General features: G+C 68.3%; 17 protein-coding genes and 1 pseudogene. 10 read left to right on the top strand and 8 right to left on the bottom strand.

Annotated features, from left to right (window positions below; translation table 11 throughout):
* Positions 1-488: 488 nt before the first annotated feature.
* Positions 489-2,039 carry an acyl-CoA dehydrogenase family protein gene (locus tag ACQPZP_RS04275; RefSeq protein WP_433476321.1) on the top strand — a complete coding sequence of 517 codons (1,551 nt, stop codon included), beginning with the start codon at positions 489-491 and terminating at the stop codon, positions 2,037-2,039.
* Positions 2,040-2,051: 12 nt separating this feature from the next.
* On the opposite strand, the gene ACQPZP_RS04270 is transcribed toward ACQPZP_RS04275, so the two are convergent.
* The 5 genes from ACQPZP_RS04270 to ACQPZP_RS04250 are packed head-to-tail and all read right to left on the bottom strand — an operon-like array spanning position 2,052 to position 5,777.
* A complete protein-coding gene (locus tag ACQPZP_RS04270; protein WP_433476320.1) occupies positions 2,052-2,636 on the bottom strand; it encodes a GAF domain-containing protein in 585 nt (194 codons plus the stop codon).
* Positions 2,637-2,694: 58 nt separating this feature from the next.
* Entirely contained in the window at positions 2,695-3,276 is a 582-nt protein-coding gene (locus tag ACQPZP_RS04265) for a GTP-binding protein (protein ID WP_433476319.1), read from the bottom strand.
* A complete protein-coding gene (locus tag ACQPZP_RS04260) occupies positions 3,257-3,619 on the bottom strand; it encodes a DUF742 domain-containing protein (RefSeq protein ID WP_433476318.1) in 363 nt (120 codons plus the stop codon). The genes ACQPZP_RS04265 and ACQPZP_RS04260 overlap by 20 nt, the downstream gene beginning before the upstream one ends.
* Positions 3,616-4,050, bottom strand: coding sequence for a roadblock/LC7 domain-containing protein (locus ACQPZP_RS04255; RefSeq protein WP_433476317.1), 435 nt, complete (start codon positions 4,048-4,050; stop codon positions 3,616-3,618). The genes ACQPZP_RS04260 and ACQPZP_RS04255 overlap by 4 nt, the downstream gene beginning before the upstream one ends.
* Before the next feature lie 29 nt (positions 4,051-4,079).
* Entirely contained in the window at positions 4,080-5,777 is a 1,698-nt protein-coding gene (locus ACQPZP_RS04250) for a sensor histidine kinase (protein ID WP_433476316.1), read from the bottom strand.
* 494 nt (positions 5,778-6,271) lie between these two features.
* Between ACQPZP_RS04250 and ACQPZP_RS04245 the strand changes: the two genes are divergently transcribed.
* The gene (locus ACQPZP_RS04245) at positions 6,272-7,165 is read left to right on the top strand and encodes a sigma-70 family RNA polymerase sigma factor (protein WP_433476315.1); all 894 of its coding nucleotides are present in this window, start codon (positions 6,272-6,274) and stop codon (positions 7,163-7,165) included.
* Here the strand turns inward: ACQPZP_RS04245 and ACQPZP_RS04240 are convergent.
* A complete protein-coding gene (locus ACQPZP_RS04240) occupies positions 7,122-7,481 on the bottom strand; it encodes an ankyrin repeat domain-containing protein (RefSeq protein ID WP_433476314.1) in 360 nt (119 codons plus the stop codon). The two genes, ACQPZP_RS04245 and ACQPZP_RS04240, sit on opposite strands and share 44 nt — an antisense overlap.
* Positions 7,482-7,718: 237 nt before the next feature.
* On the opposite strand from ACQPZP_RS04240, the gene ACQPZP_RS04235 reads away from it, so the two are divergent.
* The 5 genes and pseudogenes from ACQPZP_RS04235 to ACQPZP_RS04215 form a co-directional block, all read left to right on the top strand.
* Entirely contained in the window at positions 7,719-8,150 is a 432-nt protein-coding gene (locus tag ACQPZP_RS04235; RefSeq protein ID WP_433476313.1) for a PPOX class F420-dependent oxidoreductase, read from the top strand.
* Positions 8,150-9,172 carry an aldo/keto reductase gene (locus ACQPZP_RS04230; protein WP_433479547.1) on the top strand — a complete coding sequence of 341 codons (1,023 nt, stop codon included), beginning with the start codon at positions 8,150-8,152 and terminating at the stop codon, positions 9,170-9,172. The genes ACQPZP_RS04235 and ACQPZP_RS04230 overlap by 1 nt, the downstream gene beginning before the upstream one ends.
* Positions 9,173-9,227: 55 nt before the next feature.
* Complete coding sequence (locus ACQPZP_RS04225) at positions 9,228-9,797, top strand: NAD(P)H-dependent oxidoreductase (RefSeq protein WP_433476312.1); 570 nt, start codon at positions 9,228-9,230, stop codon at positions 9,795-9,797.
* The gene (locus tag ACQPZP_RS04220) at positions 9,794-10,234 is read left to right on the top strand and encodes a MarR family winged helix-turn-helix transcriptional regulator (protein WP_433476311.1); all 441 of its coding nucleotides are present in this window, start codon (positions 9,794-9,796) and stop codon (positions 10,232-10,234) included. The genes ACQPZP_RS04225 and ACQPZP_RS04220 overlap by 4 nt, the downstream gene beginning before the upstream one ends.
* Positions 10,235-10,440: 206 nt before the next feature.
* Positions 10,441-11,331, top strand: a pseudogene (locus tag ACQPZP_RS04215) (serine/threonine-protein kinase); the annotation flags it as partial.
* Positions 11,332-11,511: 180 nt separating this feature from the next.
* Here the strand turns inward: ACQPZP_RS04215 and def are convergent.
* The gene (gene def / locus ACQPZP_RS04210) at positions 11,512-12,180 is read right to left on the bottom strand and encodes a peptide deformylase (RefSeq protein WP_433479546.1); all 669 of its coding nucleotides are present in this window, start codon (positions 12,178-12,180) and stop codon (positions 11,512-11,514) included.
* A 210-nt stretch (positions 12,181-12,390) separates the two neighbouring features.
* On the opposite strand from def, the gene ACQPZP_RS04205 reads away from it, so the two are divergent.
* Positions 12,391-12,996, top strand: a complete 606-nt coding sequence (locus ACQPZP_RS04205) for a superoxide dismutase (protein ID WP_433479545.1) — start codon at positions 12,391-12,393, stop codon at positions 12,994-12,996.
* 354 nt (positions 12,997-13,350) lie between these two features.
* Here the strand turns inward: ACQPZP_RS04205 and ACQPZP_RS04200 are convergent, their stop codons facing one another.
* Complete coding sequence (locus ACQPZP_RS04200) at positions 13,351-13,890, bottom strand: TetR/AcrR family transcriptional regulator (protein WP_433476310.1); 540 nt, start codon at positions 13,888-13,890, stop codon at positions 13,351-13,353.
* Between the two features lie 117 nt (positions 13,891-14,007).
* Between ACQPZP_RS04200 and ACQPZP_RS04195 the strand changes: the two genes are divergently transcribed.
* Both ACQPZP_RS04195 and ACQPZP_RS04190 read left to right on the top strand, forming a co-directional pair.
* Entirely contained in the window at positions 14,008-14,421 is a 414-nt protein-coding gene (locus tag ACQPZP_RS04195; protein ID WP_433476309.1) for a PPOX class F420-dependent oxidoreductase, read from the top strand.
* A complete protein-coding gene (locus ACQPZP_RS04190) occupies positions 14,421-15,242 on the top strand; it encodes an SDR family NAD(P)-dependent oxidoreductase (RefSeq protein ID WP_433476308.1) in 822 nt (273 codons plus the stop codon). The genes ACQPZP_RS04195 and ACQPZP_RS04190 overlap by 1 nt, the downstream gene beginning before the upstream one ends.
* Positions 15,243-15,412: the final 170 nt, after the last annotated feature.

The raw sequence follows: 15,412 nt of genomic DNA, 5'->3' as shown, positions 1-15,412 counted from the left end.
GCCTTTGTTCTTGGTGTGAAGGAACGTCGATTGTCGGTGATCCGTCGGTGGGTGCCGTCCGGCGACCACGGGCCTCCGTGCGCGGTAACCTTGATCGGCATCGCAGTCGGTTCGAGCGCGTGATCCGCCGACGGTGCGACCCCGTGGCCGGCTCCTGCCCGGGGTCTCTCCGCATCCGGGCCGGATACGGAACTCGCGATCACGCTGTGACCAAGGTCATGGTCCGAGGAGGACGGGTCTTACTGGTCCCTGAGTATGTGCAGGTCACACATGGGTGAATGATTTTCACATTCACTACGGTAAGCATTATGTTCCTTGCGCTTGGTGATCGACCGACTGACCATGACGTATGCCCCAGAACCGGATGATTCGGAAGGTGGTCTGTGGCCTGCCGTTTCAGCTGAGACGAACATCAGCGTGCTCTTGACCGCCGGAACCTGGCAGCTTCCCCCTTGCCCCTGGCAGGCCGACCCGTGAGAGCGGACACCATGACGAATGATCTACTGCCGACGAATGAACTGCTGTCCCTGTCGACGGACGAGTTTCTCGCCGGCATTGACGCGGTCGCATCCAAGTTCGATTCTGCAACCTTTCCGCAGCAGATCCTTCCCCCCGACAGCTGGGCGCTCCTGGTAAGAGCCGGAGTCCGGCTTCCGACTTTGCCCAAGGAGTACGGAGGCCGCGACAGCAACGTTGAAATGTGCCGGATCGTCGAGATCGCATCTGAGTGGAACCTTGCGCTCGGCGTATACGTGATAGTCAACACGGCGTTGGCGCTTCTACCTGTAGTGAAGTGGGCCGGAGAAGAGGTCAAACAGGAGATGCTGCCGCAGTTCGCCGGCGGCGATCCGCTGATGGCCGGGCTCGCCGCCACCGAACCCGGCGCCGGCTCGGCCCTGTCCTCCATGGCGACCACATTCGAGGAGGTCGACGGAGGCTACCGAATCCGTGGTCGCAAGCACTGGCAGGCTCTCAGCTCCACCGCACACTGGTGGCTGGTTCTGGCGAGGAACGTACACCGTCGCGAGTACGGCTACTTCGTCGTCAAGCGGAGCGAGGGATTCCGCACCGTCGAGCTGTACGAGGCACTCGGTCTGAAGCTGCTCGACTACGGAGTCAACGACATCGATGTGACCGTCCCCCGGCACCGGCGGATCGACGCCGAGGAAACGGGCCTGGACTCGGTGGACATGTTCCTGGCGTCGCGGGCGCTGCTGGCGGCGGCGGGAGCCGGATTCCTACGCCGCATCAGCCGGGAGGCGCACGCGTACGCGGAGGGCCGCCAGATCGGGCGCAAGCCGCAATCCAAGATCGGGTTCGTCAGGTACAGGCTCGCGGCCATCGACACCTCCGCCACCATCTGCGAGGCGCTCAGCCACTATCTGCAGACCAGGCTGGACGTCACGGGCGACATGACTCCCGCGTTTCCGGCCGTACAGGCCCTCAAAACCGTCGCCACCGATCGGATGATCAGCGCGGCGCAGCATTACCAGCAGCTGACCGGCGCTGAAGGCTACCGCTGTGGATCGCCGACCAACATCGCCGGTCAGGCTTTCCTGGACACGCGGGTCTTCAGCATTTTCGACGGCAACAACGACATGCTCAACCAGCAGCTCACCGCATACTGCCTGACCCGGCGGTCCGGCCGGTCCCTCAGCGGATTCCTGGCCGACTGGCCGCTCACGGCGCCCGCCGTCGCGACGCTCCAGACCGACCTGAGCTTCCTCGATCAGCGACTGAGCCAGGCACATCAGGTCTTGGCCGGCCGCGTCATCGGCTACCTGTTCGCGATCACCCAGGTCCTCGCGTGGGCCGCCGAGACCGATGCCGATCCGGGAAGGGCCCGGCCCGCCATCGAGTTCCTCAGAAACGACATCGTCGGTGTCGCCTCGGAATTCCGCCTGCTGGCCACCGGAATACTCGACACCTACGGCGCGGCGCGGCAGGCCGCCAATGGGTCTGGCGACCCATCCCCTTCGCCTTTCCGACATGACCAGGACGGGGGGCGAAGCGCCGAGGCGCCGTCGGCGACCGGCTGATGTGCAGCGCGGCTAGCCCGGCAAGCCCTCGCGGCGGTGTATCCGGTCGACCAGGTCGGCCGCCCTCCGCTTCATGAGCTCCAGTCCGGGCTTACCCCACGGGCGCGGTTCGCTGTCCACGACGCAGACCGTGCCGAGAACCGTGCCCGTGCGGTCCGTCAACGGAGCTCCGGCGTAGCTCCGGACCATGAGCTTGTCGACGATCGGATTGCCGGCGAAACGCGGATAGGCGAGGACGTCGTCGAGAATCAGCGCCTTGCGCCGGACGACGACATGCGGGCAGTAGCCGGCGTTCAGGGGGATTCTCGCCCCGAGAATACCCCCCACTATTTCGGCGGCAGCAGGCGGCGTGTAAACACCCGCCACGAACTGATCGTCGCCGACGAGGTTCACGAATGCCACCGGCGTGCTGGGAAGCCCGATGAGCTTCTGTGCGTCCAGCGCGACCTGATGGGCGAACTCATCGAATTCGCTCTCCCGTGCCTGCCCCAGGCCTAGCTGTCGCAGTCGCGTCGCGCGCTGGGATGCTTCGTGGTCGGGCGGCAGCAAGGGACGGGGCTGGAGTTCGTATGCCTGGTCATTGGGCGGATACGTCACGGGGACCTCCATATACGGCCGAGTGTGAAGGCGGGCATGAGGATGTGCTGCAGTTCTGTCAGACGGAGGCGGAAGGGGCGGCTGTGAGAAGATGCTGGATCAGGGCCCGCAGCGCCGAAATGGCGGAGGAGTGGTCCCGTGCGTCGCACTGCACGATCGGCACGCGCGGGCTGAGTTTGAGGGCGGCCCGCACCTCCTCGGACCCGTAACGGAACGCGTTGTCGAACTCGTTGACCGCGACGAGGAACCGGGTTCCCCGGTTCTCGAAGAAGTCGACGGCCTCGAAGCAGTCCTCAAGGCGGCGGGTGTCGGCGAGCACCACGGCGCCGAGCGCCCCGGCGCACAGTTCGTCCCACAGGAACCAGAACCGCCGCTGCCCCGGCGTCCCGAACAGGTAGAGGACGAGGTCGTGCTGGTCGATCGTGATCCTGCCGAAGTCCAGCGCCACGGTGGTGGTGGTTTTGCGCTCCACCGCATCCAGGTCGTCGACGCCGACGCTGGCCGAGGTGATGAGTTCCTCGGTGCTGAGCGGCTCGATCTCGCTCACCGCACCGACGAACGTCGTCTTCCCCACGCCGAAACCGCCCGCTATGAGGATCTTGACCTGGGTGGGGAGCACCTCAGACTCGTTGTAGGCCATCGAGCAGCTTCTCCAAAAGGGCTCGGTCGGTGGGATCGGCCGCTGTTCGCGGCGCGTGTGCGGTCATCGCGCTGCTGTCCACCAGGTCGGAGATGAGGACCTTGGTGACCACCACGGGAAGCCGCAGATGCGCCGCGACCTCCGCGACCGAGGTCGGCGTGCGGCACAGATCAAGCGCCCTCGCATGTTCCAGATCCATGGCCGGGGGACGCGGGCCGACCGCCACCACCAAGGACAGCAGGTCCAGGTCGACGGTCGGATGGGTACGGCCGGCGGTCACCGTGTACGGGCGCACCAGCAGCCCGGCGTCGTCGTCGAGCCAGAGCTCATCTTCGGATGTCAAAACACTCGGTTTCGCTCGCTCGGCGCGGCCGCCGACCGTGCCGCGGTGTCCAGGAAGGGCCGGACGGCCTTGATCAGCCGGGCCATCTCGAAACCGACCACGGCAGGGTCGGCCTCCGCCCGCGCCAGCACCGCCAGCACGGAATTGAATCCTGCCCAGGAGATGTACAGCTGGCTGGACCTGAGTTCCGCAACGACCTGCCGCACCTCATTGCTCTCGTCGAACTTCGTTCCGGCACTACGCGCGATGGAGAAAAGCCCCGACGCGAGCGCGGCGAGCTGTTCCGCACTGGCGCGGTCCAAGCCGTCGGCGGCTTTCATCATGCCGTCGGACGACAGCAGCACGCTGCCGCGAATGACCGGAACCTCCTCGCCCAGCCCCCGCAACAGCCAAGCAAGATCTTGAGCCTGGTTCGGGGAGACACCACTCAAAGGACTCTCCTTGTCATTTGAAATTTTCGTCAGTTCACACTGTCGGGATCATCAGTGGAGCCGTCGTTCTCCTGGGCGCTGCGCATTCCCTTCTGGAATGCGGCCATGAACCCGGGATTGTATTTGACTTCCTGATCGTCCTGCTGGGGCGCGGGCGCACTGCCCAGTTCGGGCGCCAGGCTTGCCTGGGCCTGGCGTTGCGGCAATGGCGGCCGCTCACCGGCGCCGCCCGGAAAGCCCGGCCCGGTTCCGTGGTCCGGAGCGGCCGCCGGCGGGCCCGACGGAGGCGGAGGCGGGGGCGGCGGCGCGGGCAGCGGCTGGGAACTCTCGACCGCAGAGGGCGGCTGGGCGGACACGCGGGCGCCGAGGACATCACGGTCGTCCAGCGGCAGACTCGGCCGGGCCGGTGCCGGGACGCTCACGGCCGGTGGTGCCGCGGGGGCGTCCACCGGTTCCGCCCGGAGCCGCGCCTCGGCCTCCTCGGCCTCCTGGGCCTCTTGGCCGTCCAGTTCCCCCGGTACGACGACGATGGCCTGCGTGCCGCCGTAGACATTGCTCTGGAGCTGAACACGGACCTTGTGACGGCGCGCGAGCGCGGAGACCACGAGGAGCCCGATGCGCCCGTCCTTCAGCAGTTCCTCGGTGTCGGCCCGCTCGTTGTCGGCGAGCAGCTCGTTCAGCCGCCGCTGGCTTTCCCGCGGGATTCCGAGGCCGCGGTCTTCGACCTCGATGGCCATGCCCGCGGTGACCCTCTCGAAGCGAATGAACACCTGCGTTTGCGGCGGGGAGAACTTGGTGGCGTTCTCGATGAGCTCGGCCAGCAGATGGACGATGTCCGCGACCGCGCCCCCGCGCAGGCTCCCGTCGACCGGCGGCACCACCTTGACCCGGTCGTAATGCTCCACCTCGGCGATGGCCGAGCGCAGTACCTCGTACACCGTCACCGGCTTGGTCCAGCCGCGGCGCGACGCAGCGCCGCCGATCACGGCCAGGCTCTCGGCCTGGCGTCGCATGCGGGTGCTGAGGTGGTCGACCCTGAACAGCCCTTTGAGCAGATCCGGATCCTCCACCTGGTTCTCCAGCTCGTCCAGGCCCTGGATGGCCCGATGGGACAGTGACTGCATCCGCCGGGCCAGGTTGACGAAAACGGCGACCCGCTGGCTGCCGCCACCAGCGGCTTCGCGGCCGGCCGCGCCGATCACGGCGTTCCAGGCCGTGCCCTGCGCCTTCCGCACTTCGTGCTCAAGTTGCAAGTAGGGGTCGGCGGTGTCGGGGGCCGGGAAGTCCTCGCTGCTCGGGGTGGCCGTCTTACCGGCGCTGAGCCCCTCTACCAGCCGCTGCAGCTCCCGCCGGCCGTGGTCGATCCGGAATCCGAGTTCGCCGAGCCGCCGGTGCATGTTCTGCTGATCGTGGACGGCCGACTCGGTACGCTGCCGATGCACCCGGCGGGTCGCCGCCTCCGCCGCCATGAAAGCGGCTCCGAGGGTGATCACGGCCCCCACGGCCGCCAGGGTCAGCACCACCCGCGTCCCCTGAGTCCCGGTGGCGCCATCGTAGAGGACCGCCGCAGCGGCGAACCCGAGAACTATCGCAATGGCCGCAGGGAGCACGGAAATGGACAGGTGAAGAGCGCGTATATTGCTCTGCCGATGTGTACCACGGGTCACTGACCTGCTGGTTCGCCGAACGTCCTGGTGCTCGGCGCCGGCAGCGGATTTGAAGGTCATTGAGAATCGGCGTCCTCAGTGCGTCGACGGCAGATCACGATAGTGAGCAAAATTCGTACTTCCGTGTGAGGGCACAGCCCGTATCTAGGCTGTCACAACACCTCAATACGGAGGCACGGATCGCCGAGATTGCGGGGACCTTGGCATGCCATTGAGGTGTCTGGCCCAAGATGTCCACTTTTTCCCGAAATCTACCTACTTGGAAGGTCGCCATGCTTCACCAGCGGAGATGGCGCACTTTCACGGAGTGGACGTCCGAAAAGCCCAAAACGGCAGTGGCCAACCTCACGCTTTCACCGGGTGGTCCGGCCCATCTTGACCTGCAAGCTATCGGGCGTACCCGCGTCTGAGCGTGGAGGACGGCGGTCTCGGGGTGGTCTGGCACGCCGGGCAGTGGGAGGTCCTGCCGCTCGTCGACACGGGCCAGGCGCGTCACAATCGCCGTGTCTGAGGGTTCACCTCTGTGAACCCTGGCGATGGGATGGTGTGACCTATTGGACGAGAACGAGTGGCTGGCCGCGCGCTTCGAGCAGCACCGACCCCGGCTGCGGGCGGTGGCCTATCGAATGCTCGGCTCGCCGGCCGACGCGGACGACGCCGTTCAGGATGCCTGGCTGCGGCTGAGCCGGTCCGACGCGGAGCAGATCGACAACCTCGGCGGATGGTTGACCACCGTCGTCGCCCGGGAGTGCCTGCACATGTTGCGCTCCCGCCGACGCCGCCGGGAGGATCCCTTCGCCGCGCACCTGCCCAGCCTGGTCGTCATCCCGGACGGGGACCTCGACCCCGAGCAGGAGGCGTTGCTGGCCGACTCGGTGAGCCTGGCCCTGCTCGTCGTGCTCGACCAGCTCACTCCGGCTGAGCGGCTGGCGTTCGTGCTGCACGACATGTTCGAGCTGCCCTTCGAGGAGATCGCCGTCATCGCGGGCCGCACCCCGGTCGCCGCACGGCAACTCGCCAGTCGTGCACGGCGCCGGGTGCACGGCGCCGCGATCCCATCACCCGATCCGGATCTGGCGCGCCAGCGGCGGGTCGTCCGTGCCTTCTACGCAGCTGCGTGGACCGGCGACTTCGACGCCCTCGTCCAGGTCCTTGACCCCGACGTCGTTCTGCGCACCGACTTCGGCACCACCCGGCCGCCCACCGTCGTGCGCGGTGCGCCGGCCGTGGCCAAGCAGGCCCGCGCCCCACGCGGTGGCGAACTGCGCCCCGTCCTGGTCAACGGCGCGATCGGAACGTTGATCACCCGCGACGGGCGGCCGTTCTCTGTCATGGCGTTCACCGTCGCGGGCGACAAGATCGTCAGGATCGACGTCGTCCGCGACCCCGACCGCGTCCACCGCATCAGGCCAGGGATTCGAGATACTTCTGGGTTTCCGGCTTCTTGAAGTACTGTGCCCAGCCCGCCGGCTGCGCGTTGAACTCGGGTTCGCGAGCGGTGTGGTCGGCGCCATGCTCGACCAGCATGCGCGCGATCGACAGCTCGCCCGCTGCCGCCGCATAGTGCAAGGCGGTGACACCGGCGGCGGTGACACCGTTGACGCCGAAGCCAAGATCGATCAGCAGCCGGACAGCTGACCAGTTGCGCGCCTCGGCCATCCGCGTGACCAAGTCCGCGTGCCGATCGCGCAGCCCGGGATCGGCGGCCAGCATCGACCGCATCGTCGCTTCGTCGGCAGCCTCAACGGCTTCAACGAACTGCATTGCGTCCTCCTCGCGTGGTTGCACTCGTACCTATGAGCCCAGACGAGGAGCCGACGTGACAGGGGTGTAGCTCGGGAGGGGTCCCCAGGGTTCCGAGGCGGTCATCTCACTGAGCCCTCGATTCACCGGTTAACGGCCCGGAGTGTGCGGCCGGTGGCACGAGCGGATCGTGGCCCTCTCAGGGCTAGCCTTGGCCCGGCCTCCCCCGCGCTCGCCCCGCGCCACAGACTGAGGCGTATGACCTTCACCGCCAACGAGATCGACTATCTGAACGGCCAGTTGCTCGGGCGGCTGGCCACGGTCGGCCCCGACGGACGGCCGCATATCGTGCCGGTCGGAGTGTTCTGTGACCGGGAGACCGGGACCATCGTGATCGGGGGCCACGCGGGCACCGGCATGGCCGCCAGCAAGAAGTTCCGCGACGCCCGGCGCCATCCCGATATCGCGTTCGCCGTGGACGATCTGGCGTCCGTCGACCCCTGGCGCCCGCGCGGCATCGAGATCCGGGGACGCGCGGAGACGCACACCACCGGCGGCGAAGAGATCGGCGAGCGCATCGGCGCGAACATGCCGTTCGACTCGGCCTATATCCGCATCCACCCGCGCCGGATCCTGACGCGGGGGATCGACACCGACTCCTTCGACCTGTCCGCCAGGGACGTGAAGTGATGCGCTACTGGCTGCTCGGCCCGACCGGGTTGCGCGTCTCGGAACTGTTCCTGGGCGCGATGACCTTCACCGGCCCGGATGAGGCCCGCAAGATGATCGACCTGTACGCCGACGCCGGCGGCAACGTCATCGACACCGCCTCCGCCTACGGCGACAGCGAGAAAATCCTCGGTGACCTGCTGCGACACCGCCGCGACCGCTTCGTGCTGAGCACCAAGTACACGCTGTCCCGGGACCCCACCGACCCCAACGCGGGCGGAAGCCACCGCAAGAACCTCGCCCTCTCCCTGGAAGCGAGCCTGCGGCGGCTGCGCACCGACTACATCGATCTGTTCTGGGTGCACACCTGGGACCAGCACACGCCGATCGAGGAGACCATGCGGGCGTTGGACGACGCCGTCCGCGACGGGAAGGTCCTCCACGTGGGCGCGTCCAACCTGCCCGCCTGGCTCGTCTCGAGGGCGAACACTCTGGCCGAGTGGCGCGAATGGACGTCGTTCGCCGCCGTGCAGGTGCGCTACAGCCTGCTCAAACGTGACATCGAGCGCGAACTGCTCCCCATGGCCGAGGCCTACGGGATGAGCGTGGCCGCCTACGGGGCACTGGCCGGTGGGGTGCTGTCGGGCAAATTCTCCGGGAGCGGCCAAGCCCCGACCGGCGGCACCAGGGTCGCCCCCGAGTCCCTCACTCCGCACGACCACCAGGCCGCACGCGCCGTACGGGAGGTCGCCCAGGAACTGGGGGCGACCCCATCCCAGGTAGCGATCGCCTGGACCCGAACCCGTTCCCAAGCGGTGCACCCGATCATCGGCGCGCGCACCGTCGAGCAACTCCAGGACAATCTGGGCGCCCTGGACGTCGCCCTCCCGGCGGACGCCGTACAACGCCTGGATTCGGCCGTGGAGTTCGACATCGGCTACCCGACCGACACCAACACCGGCCCCCGCCCGTGGCTGTTCGGGGACTACGAATCCCGTTTGAAGGGCGCGATACGTCCTGCCGGGCGGCTCCTCACGAGGTAGCCCGGGCGAGGCGCCCGTTCGCCAAACTACATGCCCGGCTATAAGATTCCCGGCTATGGAAACTGTCGATGTCTTCGGCATCTGCGGGAGCGTGCGGGCCGGGTCCTTCAACCGGGCGTTGCTGCTGGCCGCACAAGAACTGGCCGATGCCCCGCTCCAGGTGGTGGCCTGGGACGGCAATGCCGAGGTTCCCCGCGTCAACGCGACCATGGGGCGTCCGTTCCCGCCGGTCGTCGCGACCTTGCGAGACCGGGTCGCGGCGGCTGATGTGCTGCTGCTGGTGACGCCGGAACTGAACCGCGGCATTCCCGGCAACATGAAGGACGTCGTCGACTGGCTGGGGATTCTCGCACCGCCTCGCCCGCTGGCCGGCAAGCCCGTCGTGCTGATGAGCGCCTCACCGAACCGGTTCGGCGGCGCGTTCGCCCAACTGCAGCTCGCCGACCTACTCCGGCGGTCCGGCGCCGAGATCCTTTCTGACCTCGACGTCGCGATCGGCCACGCCCACCGTCACCTCGACGACCACGGTGTCCTGGTGGGCGAGGACCCGCGACGCGAAATCACCGAACTGTGGCAGCGCGTTCTCACCCGAGTTCAAACCGATCGGCAGGTGGTCCCGGCATGATCACCGGGCGTCAGATCGCCGCGGACAACGGACCGGTCAGTTACGCGCTCGCCCACGCCACCCGGGCGCACCGTGCGGTGCTGCAACGCCGGATGGCACAACTCGGCCTGCATCTGGGCCAGGAACTCCTCATTGTCGACATCCACCACAACCCCGACACGACCCAAGCGGAACTCGTCCAACGGATCGGACTCGAACAACCCACGATCGCCAAGGCACTCACCAGGATGGAACGGACCGGGTTCATCCAACGCACCACCGACCCCGGCGATCGACGCGTGACACGCCTGCGGCTGACCGAACGCGGCGAGGCCGTCGTGGACGCCGTGACGGCCGCATGGGCGGAAACAGAAGCCCAGGCCACCGCCGGGCTCACCGACACCGAGGCCCAGCAGTTCGTCCGCCTGCTGACCGCAGTCCGCGACAACCTCGAATAGCCCGCACATTCGCGGGTGACGGTTCGGACGCCCCGGGCGCTGGAGTGGTAGACGGCCACGGGCACCCCCACCTGCCGGCCTCGTCGGCGGGGTGCCCGACCGGACTGCGGGCACCCCGTGGCGCGAGCCCCGCCCCCCAGCCCCCGATGGGGCGGGGCTCCTCCCAACCTGATCAAGACCTGGCGTCGGTGTGACATCCCCGCAGGATGGGGCGCAAAGCACCACGTCGGCCGTTTGCCGGCCGGCGGGTGACGGGGATTGGGGTTATGGGCAGGCATGGGCGCGCGGCCGAGGCTTCGGTGGTGCTGGCCGGGCGGTACCGGCTGATCGAGCCGGTCGGCCGGGGTGGAATGGCCGAGGTGTGGGCCGCCGAGGACGCGGCGCTGGGGCGCATGGTGGCGGTCAAGCTGCTGGACCCCGCACCCGCCCCCGACCAGCCCGCGAGCACGACCCGCGCGGACGTGATGGGCACGGTGAGCGAACGGGTATGGCGGGAGGCCCGCGGCGCCGCGCGACTGGTACACCCCAACGTGGTGCGAATCTACGACGTGGCCATCGACGGAGACCGGATGTTCCTGGTGATGGAACTCGTCACCGGCCCGAACCTGGCGGAGATCCTGCACAGGCAAGGTCCACGGCCACCCGCACAGGTGGCGGCGCTTGGGGCGCAGACGGCCCGCGCGCTGGCCGCCGCGCACGACGCCGACCTGGTGCACGGCGACGTCAAACCCGGCAACCTGCTGCTGGCCGACGACGGCACCCTCAAGCTCACCGACTTCGGCATCGCCAGCCCCATGGACGTGCCCACCCCCACACAGGCCACCGGGCAGACGGCGGGCCTGATCATCGGAACCGCGGGCTATCTGGCTCCCGAACTGGCCCACAGGCTCCCGCCCAGCCCGGCCGGCGACCTGTACGCGCTGGGCTGCATGCTGTACGAACTGTGCACCGGGCAGCCGCCCTTCACCGCCGACACCCAGGTGGACGTGCTCCAACGGCACATGCACGACGCTCCCGTCCCGCCGGCCCGGCTGTGCCCTGACGTGCCCGTGGAACTGGGGCAGGCGATCCTGCGGCTCCTGACCAAGGACCCCGCACTGCGTCCCGCCGACGCCACCCGCGTCGCCGAGGCCCTTGAACTCATCAGCCGCATCAGTCGCGACAACGCCGCGGTGGACGAACCGACCACCGCCGCACAGGTCCTGCCGCCCCTGGCCCCCACGGGCCGCCACGTCCGCACCGCCGGGCAGCCGTCCCCGTCCCCGGCCCGGCCGCCCTCACCGGTGTCGTGGTCGGCGCATCACCCGCTGCTGACCGCCGCCCTGGGCGCGTTGATCGTCGCCGTGATCGCCCTGGCCATCATCGCCATCACCCGATCCGCCGACCGGCGGACCGCCCCGCCACCCCCGGCCGGTGTCCTGGGCGGGGGCCGCGCGGCGGGCCTCGAACTCTTCGAGGGCCTTCTTGCGTGCCTTGGCCGGGAGCCGGTCGATGTAGAGGCGACCGTCGAGGTGGTCGGTCTCGTGCTGGAGGCAGCGGGCGAGCAGGCCGGTGCCCTCGACGGTGATCGGGTCGCCGGACAGGTCGAAGCCGTCGCAGACGGCGGTGTCGGGGCGCGGCAGGGACACATGCGGGCCGGGCACCGACAGGCAGCCCTCCTCGCTGTCGTCGAGGGTTCTGCCCGGTCCGGCGGGTGTCTGGACGGTGGGGTTGACCACCAGGCCCTTACGTCTCTCGCCGTCCTGGTCGGGGCAGTCGTAGACGAACACCCGGAGATCGACGCCGATCTGGTTGGCGGCCAGCCCGACGCCGCGGGCCGCGTACATGCTGGCGAACATGTCCTCGACAAGGCGAGCGAGCTCGTCGTCGAAGCGTTCGACCGGCCGGCAGGGGCGGTGCAGCACAGGAGTGCCCACGAGCGTGATGGGGCGAGCCGTGCCTGTCATGCGTGAGCCTTTCTGGCTGGTTGGAACGGGTCGAGCGCAGCTTGGCGAAGCGGAGCCGAGGGGCCGGTCGCCAGGGTAGGCCAGCGGGCGGGGGCGGTGCGCGCATCCGGCTGAGGGCCCAGGAGCAGCGCCGCGCGTGGTCCGGGCGGGAAGAGTTCAGGGGCGACATGGCTGCATTCTTGATGCAGTTGCAATATATTTGCAATAGTGGTGATCATGACGTACTCACTGCCGGACCTTCCTTACGACTACGCCGCCCTGGAACCCGCCATCACCGGCGAGATCCTGGAGCTTCACCACGCCAAGCACCACGCCGCCTACGTCAAGGGCGCCAACGACACGCTGGAGAAGCTGGACGAGGCTCGCGACAAGGACCAGCTCGGCGGGCTGGTCGGCCTGGAGAAGACGCTGGCGTTCAACCTGTCCGGGCACGTCCTGCACACGATCTTCTGGGACAACCTGTCCCCCGACGGCGGTGACCGCCCCGACGGCGAGCTCGGCTCGGCCATCGACGAGCACTTCGGCTCGTTCGAGGCGTTCAAGAAGCAGCTCACCTCCGCGACCGCGACCGTCCAGGGCTCCGGCTGGGGCGTGCTCGGCTGGGAGCCGCTCGGGCGGCGGCTGATCGTCCAGCAGGTCTACGACCACCACGGCAACGTGGGCATGGGCTCCACGCCGCTGCTGGTTTTCGACGCGTGGGAGCACGCCTACTACCTGCAGTACCGCAACGTGCGGCCCGACTACGTCCAGAAGCTGTGGGACCTGGTGAACTGGAACGACGTCGCCGCTCGCCTCACCGCCGCCAAGAACGCCTGACACCGGTTCAGGCCCCGCGGACCGCGGCGCCCACCGGACCCCGGATCATGCTCAGAACACGTTCCCCGGGTCCGGCGGGCGCCGCTTCGCATTCTCCACCCGCCGCCCGCGGGCGTTAGGCCGTCCCCCGCTGTCGTCTGCGGTGAAAAGCTCGATCCGTTCTGATCGGCTTCACCGCGATGCGGGCACGACGCCGGCGTCTGCACCGTGCACCATTCCGCCTGGACCGAGTCCACCCCTGGTGGGAGACCTGCTTACCGACCAGCCTCATTGGCCGTTCGTCCTACGACGAGGCCAAGCAGCGTCAGCTGTGCTGGCTGCGAGGTACACGGGGCGCCTTGTGCTGGTTGCCGGTCAGGCGCCGATTCCCTCGAGCAGTGACTGAACGATGAGGTCGGCGCCCTGGGCGGGGGTCAGCTCCGGCATCTCGTGGGCGGCGAGGTTGGTCAGGTGTATGAGCTGGGACCGGGCCCAGCGGTGGGGCAGGTCGGACCTGATCACGCCTTCGTGTGCGGCCCGGTCCATGAAGGCGTCGAGGCATCCGATCAGCTCGTGCAGGCGGAGGGCCGACTCTTCGTCATCTTGCAGCCGGCTCAGGTCGATGGGCCAGCGTCGGCTGACGTCGATGATGCCCTCGGCGTAGCGGTGCAGCGCGATGGGCACCGGCGCCTCGTTCAACCGCGCTTGGTCGACGACCTCCTGGCAGGCGTCGAGCTTGGCCCGGTGGATGGCGGCCACCAGCGTCTCGCGGTCGACGAACCGGCGGTAGACGGTGCGCCGATCAACGCCCGCCTGCGCGGCGATCGTCGCGATGCTCGTGGCCGGGTCCTGGTGTAGCAGGCGCGCGCCGGTCTGGAGGACCGCGTCGAGATTGCGTACAGCGTCGGCTCTCATGGCGACCACGATCCTACCCACCGGGCTGACGGCTCACCGGCCAATCACCTCACTGCAGTGGAACTTGTATTAGTAAATGCTACAGTGATGTGACACAACTGATGAGGAGGTCATGGCGTGGCTTTCGGTATCGCGATCGAGAAGGTGAAGGAGATGCTCGACTCTCCGGTGTTCGCCACCGTGGCGACGATCCGTCCGGACGGCTGTCCGCAGCAGTCGGTCGTCTGGATCGGGCGCGACGGCGACGAGCCGCTCTTCGTGACGGCCGCCGACAACGTCAAGGGCCGGCACCTTCGGCGGGACCCGAGGGTGAGCGTGCTCCTGAATCCCCCTGGGACGCCGTACACCTACGCGGCGATCCGCGGCACCGCGACGCTTGAGCGCGGCACGGGGCGCGAGTTGATCGACGCGCTGTCGGTCAAATACACCGGCCTGCCCTTCGCCGAGCACAACCCCCGGGCCGCGGCCCGCGCCACCGACCTGATCACCGTCCGCGTCACCCCTGAGGAGATCCTCGGAAGGACGTTCTAGTGAAAACCTTCGTCATCACAGGCGGCACGGACGGCATCGGCCGCGCGGTGGGGCTCGCCTGCCTGGAGAGCGGCCACAACGTCGCGATCATCGGGCGCAATGCCGAAAGGGGAGCCGACTTCCTCGATGCGGCCGGGCGGCTCGGCGCCGCGGAGCGGGCCCGCTTCATCCGCGCCGACCTGAGCCTGATGGACGAGACCCGCCAGGCCGTCCAAGAACTCAGAGCGCACTTCACGAAGGTGGACGCCCTGATCTTGTGCGCCCGGCACTTTCGCACCACCCGCCTTGTCACGGCCGAGGGGTTCGAGAACACCTTCGCGCATTTCTACCTGAGCCGGTTCGTCATGAGCTACGAGATGACCGACCTGCTCGACGCCGCCGACGAGCCGGTCATCCTCAACGTCGCGGGTCCGGGGCCGAACCCCGAAGAGATCCGCTGGGACGACCTCGGCCGCGAGCGGGACTACGACGGCGAAGGTGCGCTCATGCAGGGCGGTCTGCTGAACGACCTGCTCGGCACCGGATACGCCCGGATCCGGCCCTCACGCAAGGTCCGGTACGTGCTGTACAACCCGGGCAGCACCGCGACGGCACTCTCCGGCGAGTACGCCCCGCACGTCGCGGCCCAGATCGAGGCAATGCGCAGGACCGCACAACCGGTCGAGAAGGCCATCGTGCCGATCCTCGACCTGCTGAACCATCCACCCGCCGAGCCGCTTACCGCTTCAATCATGGGCCGCCCGATCCCCATGGACGGCCCGGGATTCGATCCCAAGGCCGCCCAGCGGCTCTATGACCGGACCCGGGAGCTCATCGCCTGAAACGGGCCGCTGCACTTCGATACGGGAACCAGCAAGGTGCGGCTCGGAGCCGGCCGCGGGGGCGAGAAGGGAGTTTTGGGCATCCTCGACGCGCAGCGGCTCTGCGTTATGGGCGGCCTCCTCAACGCCAGGCCGCAGGTCGTGTAGCCGGATCGGCGGCAATCCCTGCT

Source organism: Spirillospora sp. CA-142024 (assembly GCF_050942325.1).
Classification (GTDB): Bacteria; Actinomycetota; Actinomycetes; order Streptosporangiales; family Streptosporangiaceae; genus Spirillospora.
The sequence above is the reverse complement of the archived record's forward strand: the minus strand, read 5'-3'. Positions and strand labels throughout refer to the sequence as shown.